The organism is Sphingomonas sp. (genome assembly GCF_965248875.1).
Taxonomy (GTDB): Bacteria; Pseudomonadota; Alphaproteobacteria; order Sphingomonadales; family Sphingomonadaceae; genus Sphingomonas.
This window is the reverse complement of record NZ_CBDFKR010000011.1, coordinates 385,991-406,164: the sequence shown is the minus strand read 5'-3', so window position 1 is coordinate 406,164 and position 20,174 is coordinate 385,991. Positions and strand designations below refer to the sequence as shown.

General features: G+C 67.4%; 19 protein-coding genes. 14 read left to right on the top strand and 5 right to left on the bottom strand.

Annotation, left to right across the window (positions count from 1 at the left end):
- The first annotated feature begins 12 nt into the window (after window positions 1–12).
- The 4 genes from ACP2AD_RS08860 (at window position 13) to ACP2AD_RS08845 (ending at window position 3,901) form a co-directional block, all read left to right on the top strand.
- Window positions 13–834, top strand: a complete 822-nt coding sequence (locus ACP2AD_RS08860; RefSeq protein WP_425229708.1) for a 4-(cytidine 5'-diphospho)-2-C-methyl-D-erythritol kinase — start codon at window positions 13–15, stop codon at window positions 832–834.
- Between the two features lie 110 nt (window positions 835–944).
- Complete coding sequence (gene recA, locus ACP2AD_RS08855; RefSeq protein WP_425229707.1) at window positions 945–2,018, top strand: recombinase RecA; 1,074 nt, start codon at window positions 945–947, stop codon at window positions 2,016–2,018.
- Between the two features lie 233 nt (window positions 2,019–2,251).
- Window positions 2,252–3,097, top strand: a complete 846-nt coding sequence (locus ACP2AD_RS08850; RefSeq protein ID WP_425229706.1) for a methyltransferase domain-containing protein — start codon at window positions 2,252–2,254, stop codon at window positions 3,095–3,097.
- A 174-nt stretch (window positions 3,098–3,271) separates the two neighbouring features.
- Entirely contained in the window at window positions 3,272–3,901 is a 630-nt protein-coding gene (locus ACP2AD_RS08845; protein ID WP_425229705.1) for a glutathione S-transferase family protein, read from the top strand.
- On the opposite strand, the gene ACP2AD_RS08840 is transcribed toward ACP2AD_RS08845, so the two are convergent.
- On the bottom strand, window positions 3,892–5,226 hold the full coding sequence (locus ACP2AD_RS08840; protein WP_425229704.1) for a dicarboxylate/amino acid:cation symporter: 1,335 nt from the start codon (window positions 5,224–5,226) through the stop codon (window positions 3,892–3,894). The genes ACP2AD_RS08845 and ACP2AD_RS08840 overlap by 10 nt on opposite strands.
- Window positions 5,227–5,301: 75 nt before the next feature.
- Between ACP2AD_RS08840 and ACP2AD_RS08835 the strand changes: the two genes are divergently transcribed.
- The 4 genes from ACP2AD_RS08835 to ACP2AD_RS08820 are packed head-to-tail and all read left to right on the top strand — an operon-like array spanning window position 5,302 to window position 10,989.
- Window positions 5,302–6,552, top strand: a complete 1,251-nt coding sequence (locus ACP2AD_RS08835) for a M24 family metallopeptidase (RefSeq protein ID WP_425229703.1) — start codon at window positions 5,302–5,304, stop codon at window positions 6,550–6,552.
- The gene (locus ACP2AD_RS08830) at window positions 6,549–7,451 is read left to right on the top strand and encodes a diacylglycerol/lipid kinase family protein (RefSeq protein WP_425229702.1); all 903 of its coding nucleotides are present in this window, start codon (window positions 6,549–6,551) and stop codon (window positions 7,449–7,451) included. The genes ACP2AD_RS08835 and ACP2AD_RS08830 overlap by 4 nt, the downstream gene beginning before the upstream one ends.
- A gap of 11 nt (window positions 7,452–7,462) precedes the next feature.
- Window positions 7,463–10,132, top strand: coding sequence for an alanine--tRNA ligase (gene alaS, locus ACP2AD_RS08825; RefSeq protein ID WP_425229701.1), 2,670 nt, complete (start codon window positions 7,463–7,465; stop codon window positions 10,130–10,132).
- Window positions 10,129–10,989, top strand: a complete 861-nt coding sequence (locus ACP2AD_RS08820) for a hypothetical protein (protein ID WP_425229700.1) — start codon at window positions 10,129–10,131, stop codon at window positions 10,987–10,989. The genes alaS and ACP2AD_RS08820 overlap by 4 nt, the downstream gene beginning before the upstream one ends.
- Before the next feature lie 17 nt (window positions 10,990–11,006).
- On the opposite strand, the gene ACP2AD_RS08815 is transcribed toward ACP2AD_RS08820, so the two are convergent.
- From ACP2AD_RS08815 to ACP2AD_RS08805, 3 genes are all read right to left on the bottom strand, one after another.
- Window positions 11,007–12,770 carry a cation:proton antiporter gene (locus tag ACP2AD_RS08815; RefSeq protein WP_425229699.1) on the bottom strand — a complete coding sequence of 588 codons (1,764 nt, stop codon included), beginning with the start codon at window positions 12,768–12,770 and terminating at the stop codon, window positions 11,007–11,009.
- 50 nt (window positions 12,771–12,820) lie between these two features.
- Window positions 12,821–13,012, bottom strand: a complete 192-nt coding sequence (locus ACP2AD_RS08810) for a hypothetical protein (RefSeq protein ID WP_425229698.1) — start codon at window positions 13,010–13,012, stop codon at window positions 12,821–12,823.
- A 120-nt stretch (window positions 13,013–13,132) separates the two neighbouring features.
- On the bottom strand, window positions 13,133–14,353 hold the full coding sequence (locus ACP2AD_RS08805) for an NADP-dependent isocitrate dehydrogenase (protein ID WP_425229697.1): 1,221 nt from the start codon (window positions 14,351–14,353) through the stop codon (window positions 13,133–13,135).
- A 304-nt stretch (window positions 14,354–14,657) separates the two neighbouring features.
- On the opposite strand from ACP2AD_RS08805, the gene ACP2AD_RS08800 reads away from it, so the two are divergent.
- Both ACP2AD_RS08800 and ACP2AD_RS08795 read left to right on the top strand, forming a co-directional pair.
- Window positions 14,658–15,395, top strand: a complete 738-nt coding sequence (locus ACP2AD_RS08800) for a phosphatidylserine decarboxylase (protein ID WP_425229696.1) — start codon at window positions 14,658–14,660, stop codon at window positions 15,393–15,395.
- A 148-nt stretch (window positions 15,396–15,543) separates the two neighbouring features.
- Complete coding sequence (locus ACP2AD_RS08795; RefSeq protein WP_425229695.1) at window positions 15,544–16,335, top strand: CDP-alcohol phosphatidyltransferase family protein; 792 nt, start codon at window positions 15,544–15,546, stop codon at window positions 16,333–16,335.
- Here ACP2AD_RS08795 and ACP2AD_RS08790 read toward each other — a convergent pair.
- Complete coding sequence (locus ACP2AD_RS08790) at window positions 16,286–16,525, bottom strand: hypothetical protein (protein WP_425229694.1); 240 nt, start codon at window positions 16,523–16,525, stop codon at window positions 16,286–16,288. The genes ACP2AD_RS08795 and ACP2AD_RS08790 overlap by 50 nt on opposite strands.
- Before the next feature lie 314 nt (window positions 16,526–16,839).
- Between ACP2AD_RS08790 and rpsB the strand changes: the two genes are divergently transcribed.
- The 4 genes from rpsB to frr all read left to right on the top strand — a co-directional run bounded on the left by rpsB (window position 16,840) and on the right by frr (window position 20,162).
- Complete coding sequence (gene rpsB, locus ACP2AD_RS08785) at window positions 16,840–17,685, top strand: 30S ribosomal protein S2 (RefSeq protein WP_425229693.1); 846 nt, start codon at window positions 16,840–16,842, stop codon at window positions 17,683–17,685.
- A gap of 97 nt (window positions 17,686–17,782) precedes the next feature.
- Window positions 17,783–18,742, top strand: coding sequence for a translation elongation factor Ts (gene tsf / locus ACP2AD_RS08780; RefSeq protein ID WP_425229692.1), 960 nt, complete (start codon window positions 17,783–17,785; stop codon window positions 18,740–18,742).
- Window positions 18,743–18,830: 88 nt separating this feature from the next.
- Entirely contained in the window at window positions 18,831–19,601 is a 771-nt protein-coding gene (gene pyrH / locus ACP2AD_RS08775) for a UMP kinase (protein ID WP_425229691.1), read from the top strand.
- 3 nt (window positions 19,602–19,604) lie between these two features.
- Window positions 19,605–20,162: a ribosome recycling factor gene (gene frr, locus ACP2AD_RS08770; RefSeq protein WP_425229690.1), complete on the top strand. Its 558-nt coding sequence runs from the start codon at window positions 19,605–19,607 to the stop codon at window positions 20,160–20,162.
- Window positions 20,163–20,174 lie beyond the last annotated feature (12 nt).

The following is a 20,174-nucleotide window of genomic DNA, read 5'->3' as shown; positions in this document are numbered from 1 at the left end:
ATAGCGGATGCGGTGATCACCGAACCCGCCCCCGCCAAGATCAACCTCGCGCTGCACATCCGCCGGAAGCGTCCGGACGGTTACCATGACCTCGAAACCCTGTTCGCCTTCGCCCGTGACGGCGACATGGTGACCGTCGCTCCGGCCGAACGGGACAGTTTCACGGTCACCGGCCCGTTCGCCAAGGCGCTGGGGGACGGCGACAACCTCGTCACCCGCGCTCGCGACGGCTTTCGCTTGGCGTGCTCCTGCGCGCCGGTCACCATCACGCTCGACAAGAACCTCCCCGTCGCATCAGGTATCGGCGGCGGTTCGGCCGACGCGGCGGCCACGCTGCGGGCGCTGGCGCGACTCACCGGCGTCGATCCCGCCGATCAGCGGCTATTCGCCACCGCCGCTGGCCTCGGCGCCGATGTTCCCGCCTGCCTGCGTGGCCAGACCGCCTTTGCGACCGGCCGCGGTGACGACCTGCAGCCGCTGCCGCCGCTCGGTGATCTGCCGCTGCTTCTCGTCAATCCGAACGTGCCGCTGTCCACCGCCGCGATGTTCGCAGCGTGGGACGGCGTCGATCGCGGGCCGATTCCCCGCCGCGGCGCGACGCTGGCGTGTGCCTCGGCTGGACACAATGATTTCACGCAGCCGGCCGTGCGCGCCGCGCCTGTGGTTGGCGAAGTCCTGCTGCTCCTGAACGCCGCGCCCGGCTGCACCTTCGTCCGAATGTCCGGATCAGGTGCTACCTGTTTCGGGCTCTTCACCGACGCCGGGAGCCGCGACATGGCGGCGGCGGCGGCTGCGGAGCGGGGCTGGTGGACGCTAAGGACCTTCGCAACCTGAGCGTCGAAAATCCCCATGTTCCTCTCTTGTTCCCAGCGAACAAAGCTGATACGCAAGCTTCCATAGCGTTGAACCGGGCCGGTAGATGCCCTAGCGATGGAGCCTGACGAATGGCCGCTCAACTGAAAGTGATCGACACCGGCATGGCAACCGCAACGACCGACCGGCAAAAGGCGCTGGACGCCGCGCTGGCACAGATCGACCGCGCCTTTGGCAAGGGCTCGGCGATGAAGCTGGGCGCCAAGGAGACGATGCAGGTCGAGACGATCTCCACCGGTAGTCTCGGGCTCGACATCGCGCTTGGCGTCGGCGGTTTGCCGCGCGGCCGTGTCATCGAGGTCTATGGCCCGGAAAGCTCGGGCAAGACGACGCTCGCGCTCCATGTCATCGCCGAGGCGCAGAAGGGCGGCGGCACCGCCGCATTCGTCGATGCCGAGCATGCGCTCGACCCGGTCTATGCCAAGAAGCTGGGCGTCAACATCGACGAGCTGATCGTGTCGCAGCCCGATACCGGCGAACAGGCGCTCGAGATCGTCGACACGCTGGTCCGCTCCAACGCGGTCGACGTGTTGGTGGTCGATTCGGTCGCGGCGCTGGTCCCGCGCGCAGAAATCGAGGGCGAGATGGGCGATAGCCATGTCGGCCTGCAGGCGCGGCTGATGTCGCAGTCGCTGCGCAAGCTGACCGGATCGATCAGCCGCTCGCGCTGCATGGTCATCTTCATCAACCAGCTGCGTATGAAGATCGGCGTGATGTACGGCAATCCGGAGACGACGACGGGCGGCAACGCGCTGAAGTTCTACGCCAGCGTGCGTCTCGACATCCGCCGCACCGGCGCGATCAAGGACCGTGACGAGGTGACCGGCAACGCTACCCGTGTGAAGGTAGTCAAGAACAAGGTCGCACCGCCGTTCAAGCAGGTCGAGTTCGACATCATGTATGGCGAGGGCATTTCCAAGATCGGCGAAATACTCGATCTGGGCGTCAAGGCGGGGCTGGTCGAGAAGTCGGGCGCCTGGTTCAGCTACGACTCGGTACGGATCGGGCAGGGACGCGAGAATTCGAAAACCTATCTGCGCGACAATCCCGACATGGCCGCGCGTCTGGAAAAGGCGATCCGCGCGCGCACGGACAAGGTCGCCGAGGAGCTGATGGCCGGACCCGATGCCGATGACGACATGTAGCGCACTTCTTTTCCATTTAGGGGGCGTCGAGCGGGTCATGCCCCCGGCATGGCCTAGACGGAGTGGAATGCTGTTCACCTGATGCGGAAGGGACCGCAAACCGGCGGAGGGAAAGAAGAGACGACAATTGCTTGTATCGTTCGCCTGGAAAGGTCTCGGCGACGGCAGGCCTATCGTCCATTCGCGTAGCGTGACATGGAAGCGTTACGCATGAACTTCATAAACTTTGACGCATGCGGCAGGGCGATGTGACTACCGCCATCGAATGGTCCGGCCCCGTCGGCGACGTATGGGCGGCCGAGTGGCGGCGCACCGATCGCAGCTTCGCCGGGCTGACACCGCATCTTGACGCCGCGATCCTTGCCGCGGCCCCGGCCACGGGCGGCAGGGCGGTCGACCTCGGCTGCGGCGCCGGCCAGACCAGCATCGCGCTCGCCGCCGCGCTGCCCGGCCTGGCGGTGACCGGCGTCGACATTTCGGCGGAACTGGTTCGCCTGGCAGCCGGGCGCGCGGTGGCTATGCCTAACCTCCGCTTCACGGCCGCCGACCTCAACAGCGACGTCGCCGTAGCCGACGGCGCGGACCTGCTCTGCTCGCGTCACGGTGTCATGTTCTTCGCCGATCCCCGCACGGTCCTCACCCGGCTCCACGCCGTTGTGGTCCCAGGCGCGCGGCTCGTCTTCTCCTGCTTCCGCGTGGTGTCGGAAAACGCCTGGGCAGGCACCCTCGTCGAGCGGCTGACCGGGCAATCCTTGCCTGCGCTGGACGGCTACGTGCCGGGACCATTCGGCTTTGGCGACGAGGAGATGGTCGCCGCGATGCTGAAGAACGCGGGCTGGGCCGCCCCGCCGCCCGTACCGATCGACTTCGACTATGTGGCTGGCGAGGGGGCCGACCCGGTCGGCGACGCGGCCGCCTTCTTTCGCCGCATCGGCCCGGTCGCGGCGGCGCTGCGTGCCGCGCCGGATGATCAGCGCGTCGCGATGGGGGATCGCCTGCTCACTGTGCTGACGGAGCATCGCTGCGGCGATCGCGTCGTCTTCCCCGCAGCCGCGTGGATCTGGACGGCGCAGGCCTGAATCCGGGGCTGTCCTACAGCGGCCGACCTGTCATAAGGCGGCGCCGATGATGACGCTTCGACCCGAACCCGGCGGCGCGGCGCGTTCGACCCGCCGGTACGCCGGTGGCCGCGCCTTCACGCCGGCCCGCGCAGGCCTCTACTTAGCCTCTACTTCCGACCGGAGCCGTTGCCGATGATCATCGTCCACCACCTCGAGAACTCCCGCTCGCAGCGCGTGCTGTGGATACTGGAGGAGCTCGGCCTGCCTTACGAAATCCGCCGCTATGAGCGAAACAAGAGGACGATGCTCGCCCCGCCCGAGCTCAAGGCCGTCCACCCGCTCGGCAAGTCGCCGGTGATCGAGGACACCCAGGAGGGCCGGGTGGTCGCGGAGACCGGCGCGATCGTCGAATATCTGGTCGAGAAGGCCGACGGCCGGCTCGGTCCGCCGCCACACCGCGAGGATGCGCTGCGCTATCGCTTCTGGCTCCATTACGCCGAGGGCTCGCTGATGCCGCCGCTGCTCGTCAAGCTGGTGCTCACCCGCATCCCCATCTTCGGCAAGGCCGGGCAAAAGCGCATTCAGCCGATGATCGATGTCCATCTCGACCATGTCGAAGCCGAGCTGGCGCAGCGTTTCTGGTTTGCAGGCGACCAGCTCACCGCCGCGGATGTGATGATGAGCTTCCCGCTCGAAGCCGCGCGCAGCCGCGCCGGCCTGGATGCGAGCCGCCCTGTGACGATGGCGTGGCTCGACAAGGTCCATTCCCGCCCGGCCTATCAGACGGCGCTCGCCAAGGGCGGCCCCTATGCCTATGCCTGAGGGCGATCCGGAAGCGGTGCCTGGTCGATCCGCTCTAAGTTGACCGGTTGGGGCGGCAGGCCCCCTGACGGGGCGGGAGCGTTGTCGATGACCGGCGATCCCGCCCGGTCGAGCTGCCCCTCCCATCGCGCCACCACCGCCGTCGCCACCGCGTTGCCGACCACGTTGGTACCGGTCCGCCCCATGTCGAGGAACTGATCTACCGCCAGGATCAGTACCAGCCCCGCCTCGGGCAGCCCGAACTGCGCCATCGTCCCCGCGATCACGACCAGCGACGCGCGCGGCACCGCAGCCATGCCCTTCGACGTCAGCATCAACGTCAGCAGCATCGTCACCTGCTGGCCGAGAGAAAGGTGGATGCCCGCCAGCTGCGCGATGAAGATCGACGCGAACGTCATGTACATCATGGAGCCGTCAAGGTTGAATGAATAGCCCAGCGGCAGCACGAAGCTGGCGATTCTGGGCGGCACCCCGAACCGGTCGAGCGCCTCCAGCGTGCGGGGATAGGCCGCCTCCGACGATGCAGTCGAAAAGGCGAGCAGGATCGGCTCTCGGATGTAGCGGAACAGTGTCAGCGCGCGCCTGCCGATGACGAGATACGCGGCGACCAACAGCAACGCCCACAACATCGCCAGCCCCAGATAGAAGGAGCCGATGAACTTACCGAACGTCAGCAGCACCCCCAGCCCGTTGGTCGCGACCGCCTTCGTCATCGCCGCGAACACCGCCAGCGGCGACACCCGCATGACATAGTTGGTGACGACCAGCATCACCTCGACCAGCGCGTCGATGCCCCGGACGATGGGCCGCGCCTTGTCGCCGACCGCGGTCATCGCCACGCCGAAGAACACCGAAAAGATGACGATCTGCAGCATCGTCGTGTTCGCCATCGCCTCGAAGATCGACTTGGGCGCCATTTCGGTGATCGTGGTGAACATGTCGGCATGGACGGCGTCGATCCCCGACGATCCGTGCGCGGCGGCGATGTCCAGGCCCGAATTGATCCCTGGCTGGAGCAGGTTGACCAGCGCCATGCCCAGCGTCAGCGACACCAGGGTCGCACCCAGAAACCAGCCGATCGTCTTCGCACCCACGCGGCCCAGCGACGCGGTGTCGCCCATATGGACAATCCCGGCGACCAGTGTCGCGAACACCAGCGGCCCGACGATCATCTTGATCAGCCGGAGGAAGATGTCGGTCACCATCTTGAACCACTTGCTCGCCTCCGTGATCGTGGCGGGCGACAGGGTCGCGTGCATGACGGCGCCGACGACGATGCCGAGCACCAGGCCGATGAAGATGAACAGGGTCAGGCGCTTGGCCATCTAAGGCTCCCGGAGTGTGTAGGCCGGAGGGAAGGGGATTGCGGCGACGCGGTCAAGCGCTCACACGCTGCCGCCATGATGCCGAACCGTCGCCAGCTTCTCGCTGCGGGCGCTGCAGCGCCGCTTCTTGCAGGGGCAGGGGCGGCCCGTGCCGCCGACCCGGAACTGTCGGCGTTGCGGGACATGACGGCTGCGGCCTGCCCGATCGACGCCGCCGAGCGGGCCGGCCGGCTCGCCCGCGCCCGGGCGCTGATGCGCACGCAGGGATTGGGCGCGGTGATCGTCGAGGCCGGCTCGTCGATGAGCTACTTCACCGGTGTCCGCTGGGGCCGGAGCGAGCGGCCGACGCTGGCGGTCATCCCGGTCCAGGGACAGCCCTGCATCGTCACACCGTTCTTCGAGGAGCCGTCGGTACGCGAGACGCTCGCCGTCCCTGCTGAGGTGCGAATTTGGCAGGAGGACGGCAGCGCGTTCACGGTGGCCGCAGGGTTCCTGCGCGATCGCGGCTTGGCCGCGCGGCCGGTCGGGGTTGAGGAGACGGTGCGCTTTTTCATCAGCGACGGACTGGGGCAGGCGCTGGGCAGGCGGCTGGTCTCGGCCAATCAGGTGGTGCGCGGGTGCCGCATGATCAAGACGCCGGCCGAGCTGGCGCTGATGCAGGCCGCGACCGACGTCACGATCGCCGCCTATCGCTGGACCTATCCGCGTGTCGAGGCGGGGATGACCGGCCCCGACGTCGCGGCACTGATGAACGCCGCCACGCGACAGCTGGGGGGCAGTCCCGAGTTCGCGCTGGTGCTGATCGGCGAGGCCGCCGCCTATCCGCATGGCAGTCGCGAAGTCCATCGCGTCGCGCCCGGCCAAGTCGTGCTGATGGACTGCGGCTGTACGGTGCAGGGCTACCAGTCCGACGTTTCGCGGACCTTCGTCTTCGGGACCGCCTCGCGCGAACAGCGCACCGTGTGGGAGCAGGTCGCACAAGGGCAGCGGGTCGCCTTTGCCGCCGCACAGATCGGCACGCCCGCGGGCAACGTCGACGATGCGGTAAGGCGTTACTACGCCTCGCTCGGCTATGGCCCTGACTATCGCTTGCCGGGGCTGTCGCACCGTACCGGCCACGGCATCGGCCTCGACGGACACGAGCCGGTCAACCTCGTCCGTGGCGAGATGACGCCGCTGGCGGCTGGCATGTGCTTTTCCGATGAACCGGGGCTCTATCTGCCTGGAAGGTTCGGCGTGCGGCTGGAGGACTGCTTCCACATGACGCCTGAAGGGCCGCGCTGGTTCAGCGAGCCGCCCCGATTGCTGGATGCGCCGTTCGGATGAGCGAGCGTGTCCCTGTGCTCGTGAACGCGGGGGGCGGGACGGCGCGCACGCTAGGCGAGCGCTGCCCGGCCGAGGTCGAAGCGGCCTTTGCGGCGGCGGGGATGACGGTCGACGTGCGCATGGTGCCGGGCGGCGCGATCGGCCGCGAGGCAGCGGCGCTTGCCGGCCGCCGCCTGGTCGTGGTCGGCGGCGGCGACGGCACGCTGGGGACGGCCGCCGGAGAGCTGGCGAAAAGCGGCGCGACACTGGGCATCCTGCCGCTGGGGACGCGCAACCATCTCGCGCGGGACCTGGGCATCCCCGACGATTTGGGGGAAGCCGCAAAGCTGATCGCGAGCGGCTCGGTGCGGCGCATCGACCTTGCGCGTGTCAATGGCCATGCCTTCGTCAACAATGCCTCGATCGGCGCCTATCCGCATCTGGTCGAGGAGCGGGACCGGCATACCGGTCCGAAATGGTTGGGTACTATTCCAGCCGTGCTGTCGGTGCTGAAGAACCTCCGTCACCACCGGCTGCGGCTACAGTCCGGTGATCAGGAACGGCCGATCGCGACCCCGTTGCTGTTCGTGGGCAATAACCGGTACGCGCTGGATGCCGGTCATCTGGGCGAGCGGGCCGCGCTGGCGGATGGCGTCCTGTCGGTGTTCGCGGTCGCGGCGCAACGGCGGCGCGAGCTGATCGGGTTCGGGCTGCGAACGCTGCTGGGCCGTGCCGATGCGGGGCGCGACTTCGCGGCGATCGACGACACGCCCGTCCTGACGGTCGCAGGCCATGCCCGCCTGATCGCGGTCGCGCTGGACGGAGAGGTCATGCGTCTGCCGCTGCCATTGCGCTTCAAGGTCGAAGCCGGGGCCCTTGCCGTCGTCGCTCCGCTTGAGGGCAAAGCCGCAACCGCCTAAGCCGCGGCGACATGACCTCCACCAACGATATCCGCCGCGGCTTCCTCGACTATTTTGCAGGTGAGGGTCACCAGATCGTCCCATCAGCGCCGCTGGTGCCGCAGAACGACCCAACGCTGATGTTTGTCAACGCCGGCATGGTGCCGTTCAAGAACGTCTTCACCGGGCTGGAGACGCGATCCTATCAGCGGGCGACCAGCAGCCAGAAGTGCGTGCGCGCGGGGGGCAAGCACAACGACCTTGACAATGTCGGCTACACCGCCCGGCATCACACCTTCTTCGAAATGCTGGGCAATTTCTCGTTCGGCGATTATTTCAAGGAACGTGCGATCGGCCTTGCGTGGACCCTGCTGACGAAAGAATGGGGGCTGCCGGCGGAGAAGCTGACCGCAACGGTATACCACACCGACGACGAAGCGTTCGAGCTGTGGCGCAAGATCGCGGGCCTGCCCGAGCACCGCATCATCCGCATTCCGACCAAGGACAATTTCTGGGCGATGGGCGACAGCGGCCCATGCGGGCCGTGTTCCGAAATCTTCTACGATCACGGCGAGCATATTCCCGGCGGCCCACCAGGATCGCCCGACGAGGACGGCGACCGCTTCGTCGAGATCTGGAACCTCGTCTTCATGCAGTTCGAGCAGGAGGCGAACGAGATCACCGGCGCGTTGCCACGGCCGTCGATCGATACCGGCATGGGACTGGAGCGCATCGCCGCGGTGATGCAGGGCGTCTCGGACAATTACGATACCGACACTTTCAGGGCGCTAATCGCCGCATCGGGCGCGCTCACGCACACCGCGATCACCGGCGCAGCTCAGGCGAGCCACCGGGTCATCGCCGATCACCTGCGCACCGCCGGCTTTCTGGTCGCCGATGGCGTGCTGCCCGCTAATGAGGGGCGGGGCTATGTGCTGCGCCGGATCATGCGGCGCGCGATGCGGCACGCGCATCTGCTCGGCAGCGCCGAGCCGCTGATGTGGCGGCTGGTGCCCGCGCTGGTCGCCGAGATGGGTGCCGCCTACCCCGAGCTGGTGCGGGCGCAACCGTTGATCGAGGCGACGCTGCGCCAGGAGGAGGTGCGTTTCCGCCAGACTCTCGACCGCGGGCTGAAGCTGCTCGACGAGGCGACCTCCGGGCTGGCCGCGGGCGGGACGCTGGCGGGCGAGACCGCGTTCCGGCTCTACGACACCTATGGCTTTCCTTATGATCTGACCGAGGATGCATTGCGGGCCCAGGGTTTTGGGGTCGATCGCATCGGGTTCGACACGGCGATGGCCGAGCAGAAGCGCGCGGCGCGGGCAGCATGGAAAGGCTCGGGCTCCAAGGCATCCGACGATCTGTGGTTCGACCTCGCCGAAGCGTTCGGCGCGACCGAGTTCACCGGCTACGCCGCGGAGCAGGGCGAGGGCGAGGTGCTCGCGATCCTCAAGGACGGCGCACGGGTCGGCCGGGCGGCAGCGGGCGAGACTATCGAACTCGTGCTCAATCAGACTCCCTTCTACGCCGAGAGCGGCGGTCAGGTCGGCGATGCCGGAACAGCGCGCAGCGACAAGGGCTTCGCCGGCGCGGTCCAGGACACGCAGAAGCACCTCGGCCGCATCTGGGCGCACCGCACGCGTATCGAGGCCGGTGAGATCGCGGTCGGCGACGCGGTGCAGCTGACCGTCGATCACACGCGCCGCGGTGCGATCCGCGCCAACCATTCGGCGACGCACCTGCTCCATGCAGCGCTGCGCGAGCGTCTAGGCGCCCATGTCGCCCAGAAAGGCTCGCTGGTCGCGCCGGAGCGGCTGCGCTTCGACGTGTCGCACCCGGCGGCGATGAGCGCCGCCGACCTGGCGCAGGTCGAGGCGGATGTGAACGCGCAGGTGCGGGCGAACACGCCGGTGACGACCCGGCTGATGACGCCCGACGAGGCGATCGCCGAGGGCGCAATGGCGCTGTTCGGCGAGAAATACGGCGATGAGGTACGCGTCGTCTCGATGGGAACCGACGCGGGGCGCTATTCGGTTGAGCTGTGCGGTGGCACCCATGTGGGAGCGCTGGGCGATATCGGACTTTTCAAGGTGATCGGTGAGGGCGCGGTCTCGTCGGGCGTCAGACGTGTCGAAGCGTTGACCGGCGAGGCGGCGCGGGTATGGCTGACGGCACGGGACGACAAGCTGCGTGAGACGGCCACGGCGCTGAAGACCTCACCCGACGAGGTGCCGCTGCGCGTCGCGGCGCTGGTCGAAGACCGGCGGCGGCTCGAGCGCGAACTCGCCGAGGTCAGGAAGCAGCTTGTTTCGGCGGCTGGACTGGCGAGCGGGACATCGACCGCGCAGGGCGTCAGCCAGCTGTTGGTGGGCGGCGTCGCCTTTGCCGATACCATCGCGGATGGGCTGAACCCCAAGGACTTGCGCTCAACGGTGGACAATCTGAAGCAGCGTCTCGGATCGGGCGTCGCCGTCGTGGTGGCGGTCAACGACGGACGCGCTTCGATCGCGGTCGGGGTCACCGACGACCTCACCACCGGAATTAGCGCGGTGGACCTGCTCCGCGCCGCCGTGACCGTCCTTGGCGGGCAGGGCGGGGGTGGGCGTCCCGACATGGCGCAGGGCGGCGGACCGGACGGCGGCAGAGCCGTCGACGCGGTTGCGGCAGTGCGGGCGGCGCTCGCGGAGCGGGCGGCGGCATGATCCTGCCCTTCCTCCTGCTCGTCCAGGCAGGCACGGCGCAAGCGGCGGCACATGACGTCACGGTCACCGCCCGCCGCCCCGATCATGACCGCGCGGTGCAACACATGACTGCGACCATCGCCCCGCTCGGCGACGCTAGCCAGCCGCTGCCGCGCTTCGCTGCACCGATCTGCCCAGAGGCCGCTGGGCTGCCGCCCGCCATCGCCGTCCGCTTCGCCGGTCGCATGCGGCAGGGCGCGCGGGCGGCGGGGCTGCGCGTGGACGAAGTCGGCTGCGCGCCGAACATCACCGTCGTCTTCGTGCCAAACGGTCAATCGGTGGTCCGCGCGTTGAAGCGCAGCAACCCCGCGATGTTCGGCGGGCTGGAGCCATATCAGGTTCGCCGTCTCGCGGCCGACAGCGGTCCAGTCCATGCGTGGAGCTTCACGGAGGTGATGAGCCGCGATGACGACCGGCCGCGGGTCGGCACGAGCACCGGACTGCAGGCGCCCGAGCTGCAGGTGCGCAGCGCGTCCATCCTGTCATCGCCGATCCGCATCGTCGTCGACGGCGCGGTACTGCTGATCGATCAGGGCGCGGCCGAAGGCAAGACGATCACCCAGCTTGCCGATTATGCGACGATGCGGTTGCTGGCATCGGCGCGTCCGGTCGGCGACGCCGCTTCTGAGCCGACCATCCTGCGGCTATTCGATCGGGCCGGCACACCGGCGGCGGGCCTGACGCCGTTCGACACTACATATCTGCGGGCGCTGTACCGCGGTGAGCCGACCGATTTTGCGACCACGCGGATCTCGACCATGGCGCGGCAGATCAATCGCGATCTGGCGCGTGCCGTAGCGGGAACGCCCGCGCCCTAACCGAACTGGCGACATTGTCAGGCGGGCTTGCGTCGGCCCCGGATGCGGCGGATGCGCGGCTCGCGCTCCAGGTCGGCGGCGACGCGGATCGCCTGGCGCAAGGCATCTCGCTTCTCGTGGATCGAAGCGATCACCGGACCCATCGCGACACCCAAATCTACCAGCACGGCTTCCGATAGCTGCAGCGAGCTCTCGAGCGTCTCGGGCACCGCATCGGTCACTCCGGCGCGATAGAGTTCCGCAGCGTGTGCAGGATCGCGGGCACGGGCGATCAGAGTCAGCGACGGCGCCAGCGCGCGGACCCGCTTCGCCAAGCTTACGGTGAGCGGCGGGTCGTCCATCGTCAGCACCAGCGCCTCGACCCGGTCGAGGCCAAGCCGCTCGATCAGGTCGGCGCGAACCATGTCGCCGTACATGACGGGGAAGCCGTCGCGGCGACCGGCGGTGACGCAGTCGACGTCGGCGTCGAGCGCTAGAAACCGTCGGTCGTGCGCCTGCAGCATCTCGGCGACGAGCCGTCCGACTCGACCGAACCCGATGATGACGGTGCCCGGTCCGGCTTCATCGATGTCGACGACGGGCAGCGCTGTCGCTCTTCGGCTCAAAGTGCTAGTCGCGATCTGACCAAGGCGGACGATCAACGGGGTGACCGTCATACCCAGCGCCGTCGCGGTCTGCCAGAATGCCGCGTCCGCATGGCTGACCAGCATCGCCTCCGCAGCAACGCCAAGCACGATCAACGTCGTCTCGCCGGGACTGCCGAGCAACAAGCCGACCTCGATGGCGACGGCCCATCCTTCGCCACGCTGGCGGAGCAGCAAGGCGGTGACTAGCGTCTTGACCACGACAACGCCCGCGAGTGCGGCCGCCAACAGGGGCCAGCCGGATAGCAGCGCCTTGAGATCAAGACGCATCCCGACCGTGATCAGAAACACGCCGAGCGCCAGCCCCTGAAACGGGCGAACGATGTTCTCGACCTCCTCGACATAAGCGGTCTCAGCGATCAGCAACCCGGCAAGCAGGGCGCCTACGATCGGCGACAACCCTGCAGCGGCTGTGGCCAGGCTTGCGGTGATCGCGACGAGGAGCGCGGCGGCGAGAAACAATTCGGGGCTCTTCGTTCGTGCCGCTTGGGCGAAAAGGCGCGGCAGCACCGCCCGCCCGGCGCCGAACATCGCGATGACGGTCAGCCCGCCCAGCAATGCCGTCCGGCCGACGCCGCCGAGCCCCCCGCCGGCCATCGCGCCGAGGGCGAATACGATCGGCACCAACGCCAGGTCTTGCAGCAGGAGCAGTGGAAAGGCGCCACGGCCGAGCGGGCCGTCAGTGCCGGTGATCGGCAGCACCAGCGCGGTCGAGGACAGCGCGATGGCCAGCGAGATCGCGACCGCAGCGCCGACCGGCTGACCTGTAATTAGCAGGGCCGCGCCGAGCAGGATGGCGCAGAGCAGCAGCTGGATGCTGCCGGAACCGAACACGCTTGCGCGCATCGTCCACAGGCGGCGGAAGGATAGCTCCAGCCCGATCGAGAAGAGCAGGAGGACGATACCGATCTCCGCGATCGGCGCCATCGCCGCAGGATTCGTGATCGTGACGTGATAAAGCCACGGGTGGCGGTCGACCAGTGCGCCAAGGCCGGCGGGCCCAACCGCAATCCCGACCAGGATAAAGCCGATGACCGGGCTGATCCGCACCCGGGCGAACGCGGGGATGATCAGCCCGGCCGCGCCGAGCACGACGAGCGCATCGCTGATCCCGTCGCCGCCCAGCTCGCCTGCCATCCGGCGGTTAGATCAGCGCCGCACCGATAATGCCAGCATATTGTCGGCCGTCAGCGGCGGCGCCCGGTGTGACGCGCCGGAGTGGCGCTGGGCGTCGTCGGGGTAGTTGGCTGCGACTCGGCGGGGGTGACGGTGGGGCCGTCGACGCCCGGTGGAGTGGTCGAGCTCGGCGGGTTGGTCTGCGCGAGGGCCGCAGTCGCGGTCAGGGCGGCGGCGGTAGCGAACAGGGTGACAAAACGCATGAGTGTGGCTTTCGTTGTTGATCCCACTCATCAACAGCCCGGCCACACCGGCCACACCGGCCGTTCCGGCCGCGACACGGTTGATCGCGCGCCGGCCACAGCCTGCCCCTTGGTGCGGGGTCAGGCCTCGCTGGCCATCGCCTGTTCGAGATTGACGCGGACCGCCTCGAAAAAACGCTCGGTCGTCATCCAGGGCTGATCGGGACCGATCAGAATTGCGAGGTCCTTTGTCATGTCTCCCTTCTCCACGGTCTGGATGCAGACGCGCTCCAGCGTCTCGGCGAAGCGGGTCACGTCGGGCGTGCCGTCAAACTTGCCGCGATATTTCAGGCCGCCGGTCCACGCGAAGATCGACGCGATCGGGTTCGTTGAGGTCGCCTTGCCCTGCTGATGCTGGCGATAGTGGCGGGTGACGGTGCCATGCGCCGCCTCCGCCTCGATCGTATTGCCGTCCGGCGTCATCAGCACCGAGGTCATCAGGCCCAGTGATCCAAAGCCCTGGGCGACCTGATCCGACTGGACGTCGCCGTCATAATTCTTGCAGGCCCAGACAAACTCGCCGCTCCACTTGAGCGCGGAGGCGACCATGTCGTCGATCAGGCGGTGTTCGTAGACGATCCCGGCCGCCTGGTACTGGTCCTTGAACTCGGCCGCGAACACCTCTTCGAAAATGTCCTTGAAACGGCCGTCATACGCCTTGAGGATGGTGTTCTTGGTCGAAAGGTAGAGCGGCCATTTGCGGCCTAGCGAATAGTTCATGCTGGCACGCGCAAAGTCGCGGATCGACTCGTCGAGATTGTACATCGCCATCGCGACCCCAGATGCGGGAAAGTCGAACACGTCATGCTCGATCGTGTCGCCGTTCTCGCCTTCCCATTTGATCGTCAGCTTGCCTTTGCCGGGCACGCGAAAGTCGGTTGCGCGATACTGGTCACCGAAGGCGTGGCGGCCGACCACGATGGGCTGCGTCCAGCCAGGGATCAGCCGCGGAACGTTACGGATCACGATCGGCTCGCGGAAGATGACGCCGCCCAGGATGTTGCGGATGGTGCCGTTCGGCGACTTCCACATCTTCTTGAGATGGAACTCCTCGACCCGCGCTTCGTCCGGCGTGATCGTCGCGCATTTCACCCCGACGCCATAGCGCTGGATGGCTTTCGCGCTGTCGACGGTGACCTGATCGTCGGTCGCGTCGCGATGCTCCACGCCCAGGTCGTAATAGTCGAGCTGAATGTCGAGATAGGGCTTGATCAGGCGTTCGCGAATCCATTCCCAGATGATCCGCGTCATTTCGTCGCCGTCGATTTCCACGACGGGCGTCTTCACCTGAATCTTGGCCATGCTTTTCGGTCCTCGGATGCGTTGGGCGGGCGTCTAGGCAGTTGGGATAAGGCAATCAAGGCGAGGGCGGGGCAGGGACATGTTGTCCATGTTGTCCGCCAAACGCGTTTCTCGGTCTGGCGCGGCGAGCCGGGCGCGGCGACGCGCAGCAGGCCGGCGCGAACGCCCCAAGGGCGCGAGGCCAAGCGACGGAGGCGTTGGGGCGAGATCGTATCGAGCGCATCGCCTGTCCAGAGCACGGCCGGGGGGTTGTAGGACAGCGCTGATTGTGTCGGGGCGTTCACGCGGGTACACGCCTTGCCGCATGGCATCGCTCGACAAGCCGCCCCACACGCCGTTGCCGACGACGACGGTCAAGTGGCGCTTTCCCGCCGTCCATTCCGAAGGCTATAAGTTCGTCGCGATCGCGATCGGGCTCACGCTTCTGCTCACGATCGCGTCCAACATCCTGTTCTGGCCGATGGTCGGGCTGACAATCTGGGTCGCCGCCTTCTTCCGCGATCCAATCCGGACAACACCGCAGGGGCAGGGGCTGATCATCGCGCCCGCCGACGGGCTGATCACGATGATCGAGCGGGTGCCGGTGCCGCGCGAACTTGACGGGCCCAACGGGCTGCTGACCGGCGACTATGTGCGGGTGTCGATCTTCATGTCGGTGTTCGACGTCCACATCAATCGCTCGCCGATTGCGGGGACCGTGAGGCAGGTAGTCTATGTCGCGGGCAAGTTCCTGAACGCCGATCTCGACAAGGCGTCGGACGAAAATGAGCGGCAGTATTTCGTGGTCGAGGGGCATGACGGCCGGCGCGTCGGGTTCACGCAGATCGCCGGGCTGGTGGCGCGGCGCATCCTGGGCTTCGTCAAGGCGGGCGACATCGTCGCGGGCGGGCAGCGGATCGGGCTGATCCGCTTCGGCAGCCGCGTCGACGTGTTCCTGCCCGAAGATTGCGTATGCCAGGTCGCGCTGGGGCAGCGCAGCATCGCGGGCGAGACGGTGCTGGGCCGCGCCGGCGGGATCGCGCCGGTGGGCGTGGCGCAGTGAGACGTGCAGCGGCCCTCCCCGGAGAGGGGGGTGGTGCGTGCCATACGACGGAGGGGGGTCGCCGGCTCGACCGGCATGCGTTCACGTCAAAAGCCTCACCCCTCCGACCGGCTGCGCCGGTCACCTTCCCTTGCAGGGAAAAATCCAGGTGACGGTGCGTCCCCGCTTCCGGCCGCGGCCGCGCGGCATCCCGCTGCGGGCGGTGGCGCCCAACGTCATCACCGCACTGGCGCTTTGCTCCGGCCTGTCGGGGGTCCGCTTCGCGATCGCGGGCGAGTGGGAGCGTGCCGTGACGATGATCGTTCTCGCGGGCGTACTCGACGGGCTCGACGGGCGCGTCGCCCGGATGCTGCGCGGTGAGAGCCGGTTCGGGGCGGAGCTCGATTCGCTTGCCGACGCGATCTCGTTCGGGGTCTCGCCGGCGCTGGTGCTGTTCCTGTGGTCGCTGACCGGGTTGCCGCGGCTCGGGTGGATCGCGGCGCTGATGCTGGCGGTCTTCTGCGCGCTGCGGCTGGCGCGGTTCAACGCGCAAATCGATGTCGACGATCAGCCGCGCAAGGCAGCGGGGTTCTTCACCGGTGTGCCCGCGCCGGCGGGGGCGGGGCTGGCGCTCTTGCCGCTGATCGCATGGCTGTGGAGCGGGGAGCCGCTGCTGCGCTCCTATTGGCTGGTCGCGCCCTGGGTCGCATTCGTCGCCACGCTGATGGTATCGAGCGTGCCGACGTTGAGCTGGAAGTCGTTCCGCCTGCGCCGCACCGTGCGGTTCGAGGCGATCGCGGCGGCGGTGGTGCTGGCCGCCGCACTGGTCACCGCACCGTGGCAGACGCTGACGGTTGTCTCGATCTTCTACCTGCTGACCATTCCGGCCAGCATGGTCAGCTATGCGCGGTTCAGGCGGCGCGCAGCTGCCGCACCACTCGCACCGCCACCGGCGACGTAGCGGCGGCCCAGCGGCGCACCGCAATGCGATGCTCGGCGCGGGCGAGGTTCGCCAACGGCTGGAACGGCTGATCGGGATTGCCCGCGGCGAGCCGCACGATGCGCCGCCATTGCGGCGCGATGCTCACCCAGATCGCCGCCGACGCCAGCGCCATTGCGCCCGTGAAAACAATCGTCCCGATCACTGCCATCATGTTCGCCTCCCTGACGCGAACGCACCCTTCGATAGTGCGTTAACCATCCAGTTATCCACAGGTTCCCGCAACCTGTGGAAAAGTTGTTCGTTCAGAGGATGCTGGCCCGGATTGTTGATCCGCATCAGCTCAACGTGCCTCTTACGAGCACTGTATGTTCTACTCGCGTTCTTTCTGTCAAGGCTTGTCAGTCGACAGCCGCGCGACTATGTGGCGCGACTTCAACACCGCATGGGAAGCATCATAACCCGGTGTCCGCGCTCGCGTGGATCATCCGCTTTCCAGAGGCATAACCGGAAGGATCGATCCCTATGGCGGCTCCTGTCGTCTCCATGCAGCAGCTCATCGAGACGGGCGCGCATTTCGGCCATCAGACGCATCGCTGGAATCCGAAGATGAAGCCATACATCTTCGGCGACCGCAACGGCGTCCATATCCTCGACTTGTCGCAGACCGTGCCGCTGTTCGCGCGCGCGCTCGAGTTTGTCAGCTCCACCGTCGCCGGGGGCGGAAAGGTGCTGTTCGTCGGCACCAAGCGTCAGGCGCAGGAGCCGGTCCGCGACGCGGCGCAGCGTTCCGGCCAGCATTTCGTCAACCATCGCTGGCTGGGCGGGATGCTTACCAACTGGAAGACGATCTCCAATTCGATCCGGCGGATGAAGAGCCTGGAGGAGCAACTCCACGGCGACACCGTCGGGCTGACCAAGAAGGAAGTGCTGCAGCTGACGCGTGAGCGCGACAAGCTGGAGATGAGCCTGGGCGGCATCCGCGACATGGGCGGCATTCCCGAAGTCATGTTCGTGATCGACGCCAACAAGGAAGAACTGGCGATCAAGGAGGCCAATACGCTGGGTATCCCGGTGGTGGCGATCCTGGATTCGAACGTGTCGCCGGATGGCATCGCCTTCCCGGTGCCCGCCAATGACGACGCCAGCCGCGCCATTCGCCTGTATTGCGAGGCGATCGCGATCGCGGCGACGCGTGGCGGACAGGAGCAGCAGGCGCGCTCGGGCCGCGACATCGGCGCGATGGACGCGCCGCCCGCGGAGGAGGCGCTGACCGAGCCGACGCCGCACGCCGAGCCGACGGCCGAGGCTGAGTTCGCGCCGGTCGAGGCTGCGCCTGCGACGACCGAGGGCGCAGACGCCGCCGTCTGACCGTCACATTTGCCGATTACCGGCATCAACGACCGGGCGGGCGGGGCTGAAGCGATCAGCGCCGCCCGCTGTACATGCTATATTGAAGGACGATGACATGGCCGACATCACGGCTGCGATGGTCAAGGACCTGCGCGAGAAGAGCGGCGCGGGGATGATGGACTGCAAGAAGGCGCTGAACGAGACCGGCGGCGAAATGGACGCGGCGATGGACTGGCTGCGTACCAAAGGCCTTGCCGCCGCGCAGAAGAAATCGAGCCGCACCGCCGCCGAAGGGCTGGTCGGCGTCGCCGTCAGCGGTACGCGCGGTGCGGCTGTGGAAGTCAATTCGGAGACCGACTTCGTCGCCAAGAACGAGCAGTTCCAGAACTTTGTCCGCGAAGTGACGCAGGTCGCGCTCACGGGCGCGGCGGACGTCGACGCGATCAAGTCGGCGGCGATGCCGTCGGGCACGACGGTCGCGGAGACGCTGACCAACAACATTGCCACGATCGGCGAGAACCAGTCGATCCGGCGCGTCCGGCGGCTGGAGGTCGGCAAGGGCGCGGTGGTCAGCTACGTCCACAACGCCGCCGCCCCGGGGCTGGGCAAAATCGGGGTCCTAGTGGCGCTGGAGAGCGAGGCGCCGGCCGACGCGCTCGCCAAACTGGGCAAGGACCTGGCGATGCACATCGCCGCGGCCTTCCCCAAGGCGCTGAACGAGGGCGACCTGGACGAGGCGGAGATCGATCGCGAGCGCGCGATCGCGACCGAGAAGGCGGGCGAGTCAGGCAAACCCGCGGACATCATCGCCAAGATGGTCGAGGGCTCGATCGCCAAGTACCGCAAGGAGCATGCGCTGGTCAGCCAGTTGTTCGTGATGGACGGCAAGACCAAGATTTCGGACGTCGTCGCCAAGGCGGGAAAGGATGCGGGCGCGGCCATCGTGCTCACCGATTACGTCCGGTTTCAGCTGGGCGAGGGGATCGAACGCGAGCAGTCCGACTTCGCGGCCGAGGTCGCGGCGGCGAGCGGCGTGCCGCAGAAGCCCAAGGACGAAGACAAGCCGCAGGTTTGAGCCGGTTTTCCTTGTCCTGCAGGCGGGAGAAGGAGAAACGGTGCAGACGGTTGCCCCCGTCACCTTCCCCGCGTAACCCGCTCTCCCGATGACCGCCCGCCGCTTCAACCGCATCCTCCTGAAGCTGTCTGGTGAGGTCCTGATGGGCGGCGCGGGCCAGGGCGACGGCTATCCCGAGGACCGCCGCAAGGGAGGCGGCGACGGCGGGCTTGCGATCGACCCGACGGTAACGGCGCGCGTCGCGCAGGAGATCGCGGACGTCCGCGCGGAGGGCTATCAGCTCTGCGTCGTCGTCGGCGGCGGCAACATCTTCCGCGGACTGTCGGCGGCGGCCAAGGGGATCGAGCGCGCGACAGCCGACTATATGGGCATGCTGGCGACGGTGATGAACGCGCTCGCGGTCCAGAACGCGCTGGAGCAGATCGGGGTCGAGACCCGCGTCCAGTCGGCGATCCCGATGGCGGCGGTGTGCGAGCCCTTCATCCGCCGGCGCGCCGAGCGGCATTTGCAGAAAGGGCGGGTGGTGATCTTCGCCGCCGGCGTCGGCTCGCCCTTCTTCACCACCGACAGCGGCGCGGCGCTGCGCGCGGCGGAGATGAAGTGCGATGCGTTGTTCAAGGGCACCAGCGTCGACGGCGTGTACGACGCCGATCCGAAGAAGGTGGCGACCGCCACGCGCTACGAAACGGTGAGCTACGGCCGCGTGCTGTCCGACAACCTGAAGGTCATGGACGCGAGCGCGGTGGCGCTGTGCCGCGACAACAACATTCCGATCGTCGTCTTCAACATCCGCGAGCACGGCAATTTCGCTGCAGTGCTCGCCGGGAGGGGGATCAGCACGGTCGTGCAGGGAGGATGAGCGATGCCGGCATATGACAAGGCCGATCTGGAGCGCCGGATGACGGGCGCGGTCGACTCGCTCAAGAGCGACCTGGCCGGTCTGCGCACCGGCCGCGCGTCGACCGCGCTGCTCGATCCGGTGACGGTGGAGGTGTATGGCAGCCACATGCCGCTCAACCAGGTGGCGACGGTCTCGGCGCCCGAGCCGCGGATGCTGTCGGTGCAGGTGTGGGACAAGAGCAATGTCGGCCCCGTGGAAAAGGCGATCCGCTCGGCCGGGCTGGGGCTCAATCCGATCAACGACGGCAACAACCTGCGGCTGCCGATCCCCGACCTGACCGAGGAGCGGCGCAAGGAGCTGGCGAAGCTGGCGGGCGCCTACGCCGAAAAGGCGAAGATCGCGGTGCGCAACGTGCGGCGCGACGGCATGGACGCGCTCAAGACCGACGAGAAGAAGCACGTCTTCGGCGAGGACGAGCGCAAGCGCCACGAGACCGAGCTGCAGAAGCTGACCGACAAGACGGTCGGCGACATCGATGTCGCCGCGGCGGCGAAGGAAAAGGAGATCATGGGGAAGTGAGGGGACAAGCGT

Coding starts and splice junctions, on each gene's coding strand:
- recA (WP_425229707.1), top strand. CDS start 945: ATGGCCGCTCAACTGAAAGTGATCGACACCGGCATGGCAACCGCAACG.
- ACP2AD_RS08850 (WP_425229706.1), top strand. CDS start 2,252: ATGCGGCAGGGCGATGTGACTACCGCCATCGAATGGTCCGGCCCCGTC.
- ACP2AD_RS08845 (WP_425229705.1), top strand. CDS start 3,272: ATGATCATCGTCCACCACCTCGAGAACTCCCGCTCGCAGCGCGTGCTG.
- ACP2AD_RS08840 (WP_425229704.1), bottom strand. CDS start 5,226: ATGGCCAAGCGCCTGACCCTGTTCATCTTCATCGGCCTGGTGCTCGGC.
- ACP2AD_RS08835 (WP_425229703.1), top strand. CDS start 5,302: ATGATGCCGAACCGTCGCCAGCTTCTCGCTGCGGGCGCTGCAGCGCCG.
- ACP2AD_RS08830 (WP_425229702.1), top strand. CDS start 6,549: ATGAGCGAGCGTGTCCCTGTGCTCGTGAACGCGGGGGGCGGGACGGCG.
- alaS (WP_425229701.1), top strand. CDS start 7,463: ATGACCTCCACCAACGATATCCGCCGCGGCTTCCTCGACTATTTTGCA.
- ACP2AD_RS08820 (WP_425229700.1), top strand. CDS start 10,129: ATGATCCTGCCCTTCCTCCTGCTCGTCCAGGCAGGCACGGCGCAAGCG.
- ACP2AD_RS08815 (WP_425229699.1), bottom strand. CDS start 12,770: ATGGCAGGCGAGCTGGGCGGCGACGGGATCAGCGATGCGCTCGTCGTG.
- ACP2AD_RS08810 (WP_425229698.1), bottom strand. CDS start 13,012: ATGCGTTTTGTCACCCTGTTCGCTACCGCCGCCGCCCTGACCGCGACT.
- ACP2AD_RS08805 (WP_425229697.1), bottom strand. CDS start 14,353: ATGGCCAAGATTCAGGTGAAGACGCCCGTCGTGGAAATCGACGGCGAC.
- ACP2AD_RS08800 (WP_425229696.1), top strand. CDS start 14,658: ATGGCATCGCTCGACAAGCCGCCCCACACGCCGTTGCCGACGACGACG.
- ACP2AD_RS08790 (WP_425229694.1), bottom strand. CDS start 16,525: ATGGCAGTGATCGGGACGATTGTTTTCACGGGCGCAATGGCGCTGGCG.
- rpsB (WP_425229693.1), top strand. CDS start 16,840: ATGGCGGCTCCTGTCGTCTCCATGCAGCAGCTCATCGAGACGGGCGCG.
- tsf (WP_425229692.1), top strand. CDS start 17,783: ATGGCCGACATCACGGCTGCGATGGTCAAGGACCTGCGCGAGAAGAGC.
- pyrH (WP_425229691.1), top strand. CDS start 18,831: ATGACCGCCCGCCGCTTCAACCGCATCCTCCTGAAGCTGTCTGGTGAG.
- frr (WP_425229690.1), top strand. CDS start 19,605: ATGCCGGCATATGACAAGGCCGATCTGGAGCGCCGGATGACGGGCGCG.